This window comes from Undibacterium sp. Ji83W, from assembly GCF_049340385.1.
GTDB lineage: Bacteria > Pseudomonadota > Gammaproteobacteria > Burkholderiales > Burkholderiaceae_D > Undibacterium.
The window spans coordinates 220,983-234,573 of record NZ_JBMPOZ010000004.1; the positions used below are offsets into that span (position 1 = coordinate 220,983).

General features: G+C 52.2%; 9 protein-coding genes. 5 read left to right on the plus strand and 4 right to left on the minus strand.

From position 1 onward, the window contains the following. Window positions 1-27: 27 nt before the first annotated feature. Window positions 28-570 (plus strand): hypothetical protein, encoded by a 543-nt coding sequence (locus ACO0LD_RS10050; protein WP_423006256.1) that lies wholly within the window; start codon window positions 28-30, stop codon window positions 568-570. 97 nt (window positions 571-667) lie between these two features. Here the strand turns inward: ACO0LD_RS10050 and ACO0LD_RS10055 are convergent, their stop codons facing one another. The 4 genes from ACO0LD_RS10055 to ACO0LD_RS10070 form a co-directional block, all read right to left on the minus strand. Beyond that, entirely contained in the window at window positions 668-5,428 is a 4,761-nt protein-coding gene (locus ACO0LD_RS10055; protein WP_423006258.1) for an NAD-glutamate dehydrogenase, read from the minus strand. 349 nt (window positions 5,429-5,777) lie between these two features. After that, window positions 5,778-6,491 (minus strand): hypothetical protein, encoded by a 714-nt coding sequence (locus tag ACO0LD_RS10060; protein ID WP_423006260.1) that lies wholly within the window; start codon window positions 6,489-6,491, stop codon window positions 5,778-5,780. 34 nt (window positions 6,492-6,525) lie between these two features. Continuing rightward, entirely contained in the window at window positions 6,526-7,077 is a 552-nt protein-coding gene (locus tag ACO0LD_RS10065; protein ID WP_423006262.1) for a hypothetical protein, read from the minus strand. Window positions 7,078-7,170: 93 nt separating this feature from the next. Further along, window positions 7,171-8,826 (minus strand): M20/M25/M40 family metallo-hydrolase, encoded by a 1,656-nt coding sequence (locus ACO0LD_RS10070; RefSeq protein WP_423006264.1) that lies wholly within the window; start codon window positions 8,824-8,826, stop codon window positions 7,171-7,173. Window positions 8,827-9,112: 286 nt separating this feature from the next. Between ACO0LD_RS10070 and ACO0LD_RS10075 the strand changes: the two genes are divergently transcribed. The 4 genes from ACO0LD_RS10075 (at window position 9,113) to ACO0LD_RS10090 (ending at window position 13,568) form a co-directional block, all read left to right on the plus strand. Continuing rightward, window positions 9,113-9,472: an ArsR/SmtB family transcription factor gene (locus ACO0LD_RS10075; protein WP_423006266.1), complete on the plus strand. Its 360-nt coding sequence runs from the start codon at window positions 9,113-9,115 to the stop codon at window positions 9,470-9,472. Then, complete coding sequence (locus ACO0LD_RS10080; RefSeq protein ID WP_423006268.1) at window positions 9,465-9,965, plus strand: SRPBCC family protein; 501 nt, start codon at window positions 9,465-9,467, stop codon at window positions 9,963-9,965. Before ACO0LD_RS10075 ends, ACO0LD_RS10080 begins: the two co-directional genes overlap by 8 nt. Window positions 9,966-10,180: 215 nt before the next feature. Next, a complete protein-coding gene (locus ACO0LD_RS10085) occupies window positions 10,181-11,155 on the plus strand; it encodes a foldase protein PrsA (RefSeq protein WP_423006270.1) in 975 nt (324 codons plus the stop codon). Between the two features lie 199 nt (window positions 11,156-11,354). After that, complete coding sequence (locus ACO0LD_RS10090) at window positions 11,355-13,568, plus strand: C1 family peptidase (RefSeq protein ID WP_423006272.1); 2,214 nt, start codon at window positions 11,355-11,357, stop codon at window positions 13,566-13,568. Window positions 13,569-13,591 lie beyond the last annotated feature (23 nt).

Sequence of the window (13,591 nt, forward strand, 5' to 3'; positions counted from 1 at the left end):
TATTAATATTGCGATACCAGATTGACCATGCTACACAAAAAAACCACCTTGTTTGCCATGCTGACCTGCCTTTTGACGACACAGGTACATGCTGCAGGCTGCCAATTGCACAAGCTTGCCGTGATCCCGCTCACGCCAGGGCAGTACGAGATTTTCCATGCAAAGTCCAAATCCGTGGAATTGCGTTTCCATAGCGAGTCCAATGATCCTGAAGTCGATGCCTTTCCCGAGCCGCCTTTACAAGTCTTGCAACTCGCCACAAATACCCAGTGTGAAATCAACAGCGGTATCTGGGTCAGGAAAGATGTCTATCTGAGCCAGGACGAAAAGGTACTGGTCACCCATGAATACAGTGGCTCGAATGATTTTCTGATGTTTTACAACACGGGCAGTTGCGCCAAACTGCATGAACTGGATGTGTCTGCATCCTGGTGGAATATCTCCGGTGACACGATACGCATACAGAACATGGAGCAAGCAAAGAAGACTCCAGCAGCAAAGCAGTACATGCTCGATGCAAGCTGCCAGCCTGTCGCCAAATTCAGCAAACCCGGTAAATCCGGGCAATAGTGAAAATAGAGCGCATAAAAAAACTGCCTGTCATTACAGACAGGCAGTTTTGATCAGATCATAATCAGACCGTAAGCAGACATTGATCAGACATCAATCAAGCCAGGTGACGCAACTCGCGCAAAGCGACAGATACCGGTGCCAGATCCGGTCCCTGTGCGCTGATGGTGGTCAGCAAGGCAGTCAACCGGTCTATGGCTGGTGCATGTTGCGCATGCCAGTTGCTGACATCTTCCTGGCGTGACAACATGCCACGAGTGATCTGGCTGGCGATGGAATACACATCATCCCTCGCACTGCCGCGTGCCTGGGTCTGCCACAAAGTGTCTGTGGGCAGGCGGTTGATCTGATTGCGCCAACCGGTCAGGCCCAGTTCATCATCAATGCCAAAGTAAGCGCGCGCTGCCAGTTCCAGGGTGCTGCTGGTGCTTTGTGCCAGGTCAACCAGGTCGAGTGCCGGGAAGATGTATTCCAGTGCTGTCAGGTTTTGTGCCAGCGTGGCTTCTACCCCAGCCTGTGTCAGCGCCTCGGCTTCTTTTTGCCAACTCGCGTGGGCATTGGCTGGCAGCCAGTCTGCCAGTTGCCAGCGAAGTTCGCGGGCGGCTGGCTGGTAGCGTTGTATCAGCGTAGGTAAATCCGTGCTTTGCGAACGTATGCGCAGCATCCAGCGCGAAGCCCTTTGGGCAATGGCAATCAGTTTGGACAAGAGGTCAAGTTGCAGTTTTGAATCAACCTTGTAATCCAGTGCATCGATCTGGTCCCACAATACTTCCAGATCAAATATCTCGCGGGCCAGGGTGAAGGCTCGTATCACATCCGCCGCTGTCGCCCCTGCTTCAGTAGCGATGAAGTTGACGAAGGTAGCACCGGCACGGTTCACCACAGTATTGGTGATGAAGGTGGCGATGATTTCGCGCTTCAATGGGTGGTTGGAAATCGCCTCGGCAAAACGTTCAGACAAGACTTGCGGGAAGTAAGCTTTCAATGCACGGCTGAAGAAAGGATCATCCGGCAAATTGCTGGCGACCAGTTCATCAAACACTGACATCTTGGCATAGGCCAGCACGACCGCACCTTCTGGTGCAGTCAGGCCTTGCTTCAATGCCTTGCGATGGAAGATTTCATCATCGCTGGGCAGGTATTCTATGGCGCGGTTCAGGCGGCCCTGTTTTTCCAGCGACTGCATCAATCTTTGCTGGCCATCGAGTACATACAGTGGACGGTGCGCGGCAATATCCAGTGCCTGGCTTTGATAATAATTATCGGTCAGGACCAGGTGGCCGACTTCATCTGTCATTGACGCCAGCAAGTCATTACGCTGCTTCAGTGTCAAGTCACCTGCTTCAACGATGCTGCCCAACAGAATCTTGATATTGACTTCATGGTCAGAGCAATCAACACCGGCAGAATTGTCTATCGCATCGGTATAGATACGGCCACCTTTTTGCGCGAATTCTATACGGCCATTTTGTGTGCAGCCGAGGTTGCCGCCCTCAGCCAGGACCTTGCAGCGCAAGTCATTGCCATTGACGCGGAAGGCATCACCAGCCTTGTCACCGACCTGGGCATGGGTTTCATACTTGGCTTTGACATAAGTGCCTATGCCGCCGTTGTACAGCAAATCCACAGGGGCTTGCAAAATGGCACGCAGCAATTCTACCGGTGCCAGTTCGGCAGTTTCTATGCCCAGCACAGCGCGTGCTTCGGGACTCAGGCTGATGGATTTTGCACCACGTGGGAACACGCCGCCACCAGCAGAAATCAGGCTCTTGTCGTAATCATCCCAGCTCGAACGCGGCAGGTTGAACAGACGCTGGCGCTCGGCAAATGACGTCGCCACATCAGGTGATGGGTCGATGAAAATATGACGGTGATCAAATGCCGCCACCAGTTTGATATGCTCGGACAGCAACATGCCATTGCCAAATACGTCGCCTGACATGTCGCCGATACCGGCCACGGTGAAAGCTGTGTCTTGCGTATTTACACCCTGTGAGCGGAAATGGCGCTTGACCGATTCCCATGCGCCACGGGCGGTGATCCCCATTTTCTTGTGGTCATAGCCTACCGAGCCGCCAGAGGCAAATGCATCCCCCAGCCAGAAACCATAATCAGCCGAGACGCCATTGGCGATATCGGAGAAGGTTGCCGTGCCTTTATCAGCCGCGACCACCAGGTAGGGATCATCAACATCATGGCGTATCACCAGTTTGGGCGGCACCACCGCACCTTTGACGATATTGTCAGTCACATCCAGCAAGCCGGACAGGAAGATTTTGTAGCAAGCCACACCTTCGGCCTGATAGGCTTCGCGGTCTGTCGCTGGCGGTGCATTCTTGAGGACAAAACCACCTTTGGAACCAACCGGCACAATGACCGTGTTCTTGACTTGCTGGGCTTTGACCAGGCCGAGGATTTCAGTGCGGAAGTCTTCACGCCTGTCAGACCAGCGCAGGCCGCCACGGGCAACCTTGCCGCCGCGCAGATGCACGCCCTCAACACGGGGGGAATATACCCAGATTTCAAACAGGGGTTTGGGTTCTGGCACACCCGGCACTTCACGTGGATTGAGCTTGAAGCTCATGTAGGGTTTGAATGCACCAGTGGCCGTGGTTTGCCACAGATTGGTCCGCAGGGTCGCCACAATAGTCGCGATGAACTGGCGCAAGATGCGGTCTTCATCGAGGCTGGCGACATTGCTCATCTGGGTTTCCAACTGCTCACGTATATGCTTTTGTGCCTGTTCGCGGTCACCGACATAATCAGGCTTGAAGCGCGCACCAAACAGCTCTGCAATCAATTGCGTGATAGGCGCGTTCTTGTTGAGTGCTGCTTCTATGTAGTTCTGGCTATAGGCAAAACCCAGTTGCTTGAAATAACGCGAGCAGGCGCGCAAAACAGCAATAGAGCGTGCATCCAGCGTGGTATTCAAGACCAGGCGATTGAGGTCATCACTTTCAACCTCGCCACCCCAAGCCTGTGAAAACAGGTTTTCAAAGCGCACTTTGACTGATGACAAATCTGTGTTGGCAGGCAATAGCAAGCCAAGGTCATGTATCCACAAAGTCTCGGCACCACTGACGATGGCATAGGGATGTTCGTCAAGTACCCTGGCACCCATATGCTCCAGCACAGGCAGTGAATCGGAGAGTGCCACCTTGGCGGTGTTATAAATCTTGAAGCGCAAATTGCCGGGGCCAGCATCTAGTGGGCGGTAGAGCTTGACCATCATCGGTGCACCGGCGTTCAGGCTGGCCAGCATGTCTGCATCTTCTGCACCCACCAGGGCAGAAAAATCTTCACGGTAAGCTGTTGGGAAGGCATTGGCGAAACGATTGGCCAGGCTCAGGCCATTGCCCTCACCATGTGAACGCAGCAATTCTGCGGTGCAATCATCTTCCCAGCGCTGTGCGAGTTTGGCGATGCGGGCTTCCAGCATCGCCAGGTTGACATTTTGCGGGGCCACATCCTTGGCCCTGACCAGATAATGGATACGTGCCAATGGGCTGTCGGTCAGCATGGGCGTGAATTCTATGGACTGGCCATTCAGCGCCATCATCAATTCATTGCCTATCTTGACACGCAACTCAGTGTTATAGCGGTCACGCGGTACAAACACCTGGGCAGAAGTGAAACGACCAAAGGGATCACGACGCAGGAACAAGCGGGTGCGCTGGCGCTCTTGCAGACGCAAGATACCGATCGCATGATCAGCCAGGGTTGCAGCATCGATCTGGAACAGTTCATCACGCGGATAGTCATCAAGAATGGCTTGCAAGGACTTGGCAGCATGGCTCTCAGGCACGACGCCGGAGGTGTTCATGACATTCACCACACGCTGGCGTACCAGCGGGATATTGCCTACCGGCTCAGAATAAGCTGTGGATGTGTACAAGCCCAGGAAGCGCGATTCACCAATCACATTGCCAGCATCGTCAAAACGCTTGACGGCGATATAGTCCAGCCAGGCTGGCCTGTGCACAGTGGCGCGTGTCATGGCCTTGGTGACCATGACCATTTCTGTCGAATCCATCAGGGCCACGACTTCTGGCGGCAAGCGGGTTTCTGCCGTCTTGACCGGGCCACGTAAAATTCCCAGGCCGGAGTCAGCAATCGCAACCAGGCTGACATTGTCACCATCGCGTTTCAAATCATAGTCACGTACACCGAGGAAGGTGAAATGACGGTCTTCCAGCCAGGCCAAAAAGGCAAGCGCTTCATCACGTTTTTCTGGTGACTGGGTAGATTTCTCGCAAGCTGCGCGCACTTCGCGTGCACGGGCCAGCATGGGTTGCCAGTCAACCACGGCACCACGTACATCAGACAAGACACTTTTCAGATCTTCTACCAGCGCCTGCTGGGCGGCCTGGTCAACGATGCGGTCGCACTCAACCAGGATCAGCGACTCTACCGGATCGCTACGCCCAGCTGCCTTCGCCGCTGCCACAGTGCTGACCGCAGTCACGCTGCCATTCGCATCGCGCGCCACGCTCATCAGCGGATGCACTATCCAGTGCGCAGTACGGCCGCTGCGGTTGATTGCCATCGTCACCGAATCCACCAGGAAGGGCATATTGTCATTCACAATCTGCACGACCGTATGGTCGCTGACAAAACCATCTTCTGCCAGGGTGGGGTTGAATACCCTTATCTTCGGTGTCTGGGCAGTACGCGGTGCATCCAGCAAACGCCAGTGGGCATTGGCCTGGGCGAACAGGGTAGCTGGTCCGCGGCTGATAATTTCATCCGGGTCAGTGTTTTCAAAATAGGTGGTAATAAAAGAACCCTGGCGTTCAGATGCCGGGCCGGTGTGCGCTTGCGCATAAGCAATCAGCTCAGCGAAGTGGGAAGAGGTCATACGTTCTCCTTCTATTGGAAGATAACGAGAGATAAAGATGCAAGTCTGTCCTTACACCATATTGTGCAAGTATCCTCCATTATGCAGATGGAAACAAACGGGATTTCCCATACGAGCGTACGGAAAATTGATCGCCAGACCATACAACTGGTATTGAGTTCAGGCAGTTCTGAGCAAGTGTTGCTTACTTACACAAAAATGCCGACAAAATGCGAGAACATCGAGCCCATACTAAATGCAGCTTTTTTGCTTTTTCTCAAGCCTGGCGAAATAGGAAGATACAAATTTCAAGTAAGAATGATCATGTGCAGTGCAGCATGAAGGCAAGATCGGACCGCATTTCATGCGTCTAGTGATTGAAACGGACAGGTTGCATGAACCAGCCCACAATACTAGCCACCAGCATGATCGCTGCCAGCCACACCAGCTTGCGCCATGTCTGACCACTGCTTTTAAGTATCTCGAAACTATCGACAAAGATGGTTTCGCAAGCGCCGTTGCCGGTATCGGTGCGCACTATACTGGTGCCGCGCTTGAAAGCGAAACCATGGTTATGTGAATATTCAGAGAGGCGGCCACGCAGGTGTATCTGGTCGCCGATCTCGACTTTTTGCATGATCTTTGCCAAGCCGGGCTGGTCGGTCAGCAAATGATTATTCGAAATGGCAGTCTGGTCAAAAGCTGCAAATGCTTCACCCGTCGAAGCCTGGAAATTGCAAGTGAACTGGCCACTGGAAAAACTGATATCACTATAAGAACCACTGCGCGCATTATTACCCCAGATTACGCAGATATCCATGACATTCAAATGGTCATTCCATTCGCGATGCAAATAGTCCCAACCGGTACTGGTGTCATGCCTGCTGACGACCAGACCAACCAGGTCATAGTCATACAAGGGCTGCACTTTGTAATCGACACCCCCTCGGCTGACTTCAAATGCGCTTTGATTAATCTGTGTTTGCACCGGCTCACTCAACAGTACATTATTCAATTCGGCGGGAGGCGGCAATACATCGCGCCGCCACATCGCATAGAGCAAAAGACACAGACTGAATGTCATCAGCCATTTCAAAAAAGTACGCATTGTCACTAGCTCAGTCCAGCTTCAACAGACTGGTATCATGTAATGAACAAGCCTGAACTTTTGCGCCAAAAAAGTCAGCTTGAAGCTGAAATGCACGCAGGATTCTTTGACGACCCAACTCATCATCCGGCAAGGTAAAAATCACCTTGAGTACATTGGCTGTATTTGTGCCCTGTATTGTGTTGACAGGCTGAGCTAGAACCGCAATGGCATTCGCTGCAGGCCTGGTTGCTACTTGTGGCACCATCAACTGCATTTCAGCCAGAACTTCGGCCTCGGTAATGATGACCGTGTCATGTGCGCCATGAAATTTTTTACCGCCTGAACTTGGGTCGGCGACGCCGCCTGTGATTTCAAATTCGGTCGCAGAAATGCGCTCATAGTGGAATGCCTGCCAGCCACTGTTTTGCTGTTCTGCTGGCTGGGCCGCCAGAAACTTGCGGTTGGCTACTGCCGCCATGGCCAGTGCTGCAATGCCTCCACCCGCGATCATGCCGACTGGCAATATCTCGGCCAGGTTATCGGGAATATCTTCCACGCTGCTCAGGCTAACTTCACTCATCTGTTGTCTCAATCAAAAAAGGCCACAGGCGCATTGTATTCCTGTTCGGGAAGACTAAGCGCAAATGGCCTTTTTGAAACTGCAACTTGAAACTTATTTGGCCGTGACTTCTTCGCCGGCCTTGTCGTCTTTCTTCTCATCTGGCGGTAGATCTTTAGGCATAGGCTTGCGTGGCAACATCTCATTGCGGTTGGCCGCATGGGCGACGAAGCTGGCCAGTATCATGGAAGCCTGGGTCAGATCGCTTTTTTGTACCTTGTCATACAAGTCCATATTGGAATGATGGGTACGGCTGAAGTAATCCATATCATCCTGTACAAACTGGAAGCCGGGTACGCCGACGCGGTCAAAGCTCACATGGTCGGTGCTGCCCGTATTGCGCAGCGTGGTCGTGGTGGCACCAACATCATTGAATGGTGCCAGCCAGGCATCAAATATCGGTTTTAATGTGGCATTGTTTTCTGCATAAATGCCACGGATTTTGCCGCCGCCATTATCGAGATTGAAGTAGGCAGAAATCTTGCCGTGCATGGGTTTGATACTCAAAGGGCCAGTCTGCTTGCGTGCGAAACTGGGTAATTCCAGCTCCTTGGGATCAGTCGGCTCAGGACGGGACGCGATCCATTTATTGACATAAGCACGTGAACCCAGCAAACCCTGCTCTTCACCACCCCACAAGGCGATACGTATGGTGCGGCGCGGCTTGAAGCCAGTGGCTTTCAAGAGGCGCACGGCTTCCATGGCCATGGCAACACCGGCTGCATTGTCGGTAGCACCTGTGCCGCCATGCCATGAATCCAGATGGGCGCCGAGCATGACGATTTCATCTTTTTTATCTGTGCCGGGGATTTCTGCCAGTACATTGATGGCAGCTTCCGGGTCTTCGTCGCTGAACGTGGCTTTGACATCAATTTCCAGTTCCACGTCTTTTTTCTTTTCCACCAGACGATACAAACGGTTATAGGTTTCGCTGGCGACTACCAGGCTTGGCGGGCCGGTCAGTTCATCTTTCTTGTACGAGCCACCTTCCTGTACAAAGATGGTGCCATCTTCGCCACGGGTCACATTCAAGGCAGCGAGGGCTTTTTCCTCTGTCAGGAAGGCGCGGAGTTTTTTGGCAAATGCAAAACGCTTCAGGTAAGTCTGTATATCACCACGGCGTGAAGCTGCTGGTTCGAAATCGATTTTACTGAGTTCACTCAATTCTTCATGCGAGTACCTGTGCGCATCTGCCTTCACATGTGGCTTGATGGGGAGGGGTTCGTCCAGCAGGACGATGGCACCAGCCAGCTTGCCCTTCCATTTTGGCAAATCCTCATCTGCCGCCATTTTCGCGATGATCAGCTTGCCACGCTGCAGACCGTTAGTACCTGGGGTCCATGCCTTGGGAATGGCATACAGATCGACTTGCGAGGGCGTGACCATGCGCAGTGTGGTTTTTTCCAGTGTCCAGCCGCGACCAAAAGGGGCAAAGCTTTCGCTATGGATATTTTGCAGGCCCCATTCACCAAGCTTGCTGCGGGTCCAGTCGCCTGCCTTGCGCAGGGCGGGTGAGCCAGTCAGGCGCGGGCCAATTTCATCTGTGAGTACGCCCAATATCTCTTGCGCCTTGGAGCGGTTCATGGCCTCGTCACGCAATTTGGTGATCAGGTCAAGATCGACTTTTTCTTCACTGGCGGCATATACAAACGGGCCACTAAAGCTGGTGGCAATGAGGGCCGTACTACATAAAACCTGAAACCTGCGCATTGATGTCTCCTGTTTGGATTTCTTTATTGAAGTGCCTGGCTGGATTAGCCAGCACTTTCGCTGCGATGTTTTTAATGCCAATGAATCTTGATTGTCATTCTTATACCGATTCAAATACCCAGCTTTGAGTAGGCAAGTCAAAAATTGTTCCGCAAATTCCATGCTTTTAAGAAATATTCCTTATTTTTAACGGAAATACTCGAAAAATTTGCCGGAATGCAATTTGACATGATGATAAATTTGTCTTATTTTACCGAATAGTTAAATATGGAAAACAATAAACGCCATGCAACAAGATGCCCTCAGCATGACATTCTCAGCACTGGCCGACCCTACCCGACGCGCCATACTCGCGCGCCTGGCGACAGGGGAAAGCTCGGTCAGTGAACTGGCAGAACCTTTCGACATGAGCCTGCCAGCCATCACCAAACATTTAAAGGTACTGGAGCGGGCTGGCCTGATTACGCGCAGCCGCAATGCTCAATGGCGCCCTTGTCAGTTACAGGCCAAGCCGCTCAAAGAAGCTTACGGCTGGGTTGAGCAATACCGCCAGCTCTGGGAGCAAAGCCTGGACAAGCTGGAAAGCTATCTGCAAGACCTGCAAGCAGTGACAAAACCGACACCGACAGGAGAACAGCATGAATGAAAATAAACCGGATTTTGTGATTACCCGCATCCTGAAAGCACCACGCGAACTGGTGTTTACCGCCTTTAGCGAGGGTGATCATCTGGCAAAATGGTGGGGGCCGACAGGCTTTAGCGTCGTCCAGTCCCGCATGGATTTACGCGTTGGAGGCAGCTACCACTTTGGCATGCGCGGCCCAGATGGCAGCATGATGTGGGCTAAATTTGTTTACAAGGAAATAATCCGCCCTGAAAAACTGGTGTATTACCATAGCTTCTCTGATGAAGCTGGCAACCTGGCACATCATCCCATGAGCCCGACCTGGCCACTGGAGGTTTTATCGACCATCAGTTTTGATGAGCATGCCGACGGCACGCTGCTGACGATACGCTGGGCCTTGCTTGACAATGCCAGTGAGGAAGAAAGAAACGTCTTCCATGCGACCTTTGCCAGCATGGACCAGGGTTTTGGTGCTCTGCTGGATCAATTGCAGGCTTATCTCACCAATCTCTGATATTTCAAACTGTTTCAGAATGACTGATGCGGGCCGCGCTGATCTCTGGCAAAGGCTGGGGACAGTCATTTTTTCATTGAAATTTAGTAAGTAAAAGTGAATAACTAGCATGACAGGTAAAATCGCGAGTAGAATTCAGCGTCATTTTTTAAATCGTCGTATGCCGACAGGCATGATATCTGCTGCAAAGTCAGCTCAATATTGAAGGAATGTGTATGTCAATTAAGTCCCGTGTAGTCCTGGGTAGCGCGCTTGCCCTGTTGGTACTCAGCGCCTGTAATGATAAAAATGCAGACAAGGCCGCATCGGCTTCTGCTTCTGCCTCGGCTTCCACAACTGCCAGCAGCAGCGAAGTCGCTGCCACTGTCGATGGCACACCTATCAGCAAGAAGCAATTAGACCAGATCATGCAGCAGCAAGCTGCTCAAGGCATGCCTGACACGCCAGAAACACGCAAAATGGTCATCGACAATCTGGCCATGCAACTCCTGGTCGCCAAAGAAGCCGTCACCAAAGGCCTGGATAAAACAGCAGACGTAGCTGACCAACTGGAAATGTCCCGCCAATCCATCCTGGCTAATGCCTATGTCAAGGATTACATCAAGACAGCGGCAGTGACGGATGATGCACTGAAGGCAGAATACGAAGACTTCAAAACCAAGAATGGCGGCAATGAATTCAAGGCACGTCATATCCTGGTCAAAACAGAAGACGAAGCCAAAGACATCATCGCCAAGATCAAGAAAGACATCAAATCCTTTGAAGGCCTGGCAAAAGCCAAATCACAAGATCCAGGCTCCAAAGCCAATGGCGGTGACCTGGGCTGGTTCAACCCACGTGGCATGGTGCCAGAATTTGGCGCGGCAGTTGCCAAACTGGAAAAAGGTAAATTCACTGAAGAGCCAGTCAAATCCCAGTTCGGTTATCACGTCATCATATTGGATGATTCCCGTCCTGTGGCTATTCCTCCACTGGAAGAAGTCAAAGCTGGCCTGACTCAGCAATTGCAACAAAAAAATCTGAAGAAAATGCTGGATGACATGAAGGCAAAAGCCAAGATTGAAGTCAAAGCAGCACCAGCCGCTGCTTCTGCGCCTGCCGCAACAGGTGCACCTTTGACAGTGACACCAACTGTAGTACCGGCAGCATCTGCAGCAGCATCCGCTTCTGCTGAAGCACCGAAAAAATAAGCCTTAGCAATTCTGGCAATTGCAGGAAAAGAGGGTCGTCAAGCTATGCTTGGCGGCCTTTTTCTTTGCCTGCAAACTTATTCCAGAGGCGTCAAATCATTGAACTATTGCCAAGTTAAATAAATCCTGAGACACTTGTTGCCAATATTTTAAGCAATGTCCAACAACAGGAATTCCCCCTCTTACTCAGGAGACCCGCATGCCAGCCCAGACCATACCTTTCAACGGCAGCGATCTGGCTTTGGATGCGCGGCCTGACCGCCTGGACTTGCGTGACCGCATGTACACCCCCAGGGTCATGAATCTGCCAGTTGTTTTTCCAGACACAGACTTCATCAAAACCCGCTTGGCCAAATACATCAAGACAAACTTGATACTGAACCAGGGGGAAGATGGTGCATGTACCGGCTTTGGCCTGGCCGCCGTCATCAACTACCTGTTCTGGCTGCGCAATACCAATATCAAGGAAAGCAGCCCGCGCATGATTTTTCATCTGGCGCAACTGTATGATGAATGGGCCGGGGAAGATTATCTGGGCTCCAGTTGCCGTGGCGCCCTTAAAGGCTGGCACAAGCACGGGGTCTGCAGCCGTGAACTTTGGCCCTATACTGTCGATAAAAATGACAAGGTAGTGCCCTTTGAAACGCCCAAACCCGGCTGGGAAAAAGATGCGCTCAACCGCGCGCTGGGTGTCTACTACCGCATCGACAAGGCATCCATCACCGACATGCAGGCTGCGATTGTAGAGATTGGTGCCATCTACGTTTCCTGCAAAATACATCAGGGCTGGGCGCTGGAACCTGGTAAAGCGAGGGTAGCCACCTTGACCAGCCTGGATCAAATGCCGGTCATCAATTTTAGTGAAATCAATACCGGTGGCCATGCCTTTGCCTTGCTGGGCTATACCGACCAGGGCTTTGTCGTGCAAAACTCCTGGGGCAAGGAATGGGGCTGGCAGGGATTTGCCATACTCACCTATGACGACTGGCTGGTGAATGGTGGCGATGCCTGGACAGTGTCACTGGGGGTGCCGGTGCGCTATGTCGATGCGGTGAACCGTACCCGCGCAGAAAAACAATTGGCACCGCAGGCAAATATCCCCCCTGCTGCTGCCTTCAAGGCCAGTGGCTCTGCATTGATACCAGATGCCGCGGGTGCACCCAGCAAGGCTGGCCAGGTGAATCTGAGCATGGACCAGGCATATAGCCTGACGGTGGTCATGGGTAACGACGGCGGCCTGATACAAAGACTGCTGGAAGTGGCCAATGCAGAAGCAACAGTAGAGAAAGTATTGCTGCAAGCCCCGCAAGCCTGGCTGGAGCAGCAAAGTGCAGCCAAGGGCAAAGACAAAATCCTGAAGCTGGCCCTGTATGCCCATGGCGGCTTGAATAGTGAAGATGATTCCCTGAAACGTGTGGCCGCCATGGCGCCGTATTTTCTGGCGAATGGTATTTACCCGGTTTTCATTACCTGGAAGACCGGACTCAGTGAAACCCTGGACGATATCCTGAAGGACAAGCTGAAAGAATATCTCCCTGGGTCTGTGCTGTCTGCCAGCTGGATTAGCCAGCTCAAGAATACTGCAGTAGATGTCATCGACCGCACGGTGGAAAGCATGGCTGCCAGCCTCGGTGGCAAATCACAATGGACGCAGATGAAGCAAAATGCGGCACTCTCCACTGAAGACGGCGACCCGGCGCGTGGCTTGCTGGTGATGGCTGATCGCTTGAAAGATTTGAGCAAGGCGCTGGGCAAGGGCAAGCTGGAAATCCACTTGATAGGCCATTCGGCGGGCTCCATCGTGCATGGTCATCTGCTGGACTTGCTGGCGGCGCGCAAACTGACTGTCAATAGTTGTACCCTGTATGCGCCCGCCTGCAGTATAGAGTTTGCCGAAAACACTTACCGCCCCGCCATCGAAAATGAAGTGCTGGCACGGGAAAATTTCTACCTGCACATGATGTCGGATGCACGTGAACGTGACGACAATGTCGCCCAGATTTATCGCAAATCTTTGTTGTATCTGGTAGCCCGTGCTTTTGAAACCCGCCATAAAACACCTCTGCTTGGCATGGCAGCCAGTCTGGATGCTGCTTACTTCATCGGTGACAAAGCCAATGATGGACAGTGGAATGACGCCAGTCTTGAGAGCCTGAAAAGTTGGAATAAATTTTACTGGGGCAAAAAGCTGCCCAGTGACTTTGCTGCCGATGGTGAGGGTTTGACTGAACAGCAAAAAGCACAACTGAATATCATCCATGACACGCATGTTGACTGCGGCAAACGCCTGATCCCGCTTGCCCACGGCAGTTTTGATAATGATGTGAAAGTTATCTCGCAAACCCTGGCGCGTATTCTGGGCCTGGAAACAGCAGATGCTTTGCCAGTGCCTGTGCAGGATCTGGATTATTGACTCTGATTTATTGAGTTTACATT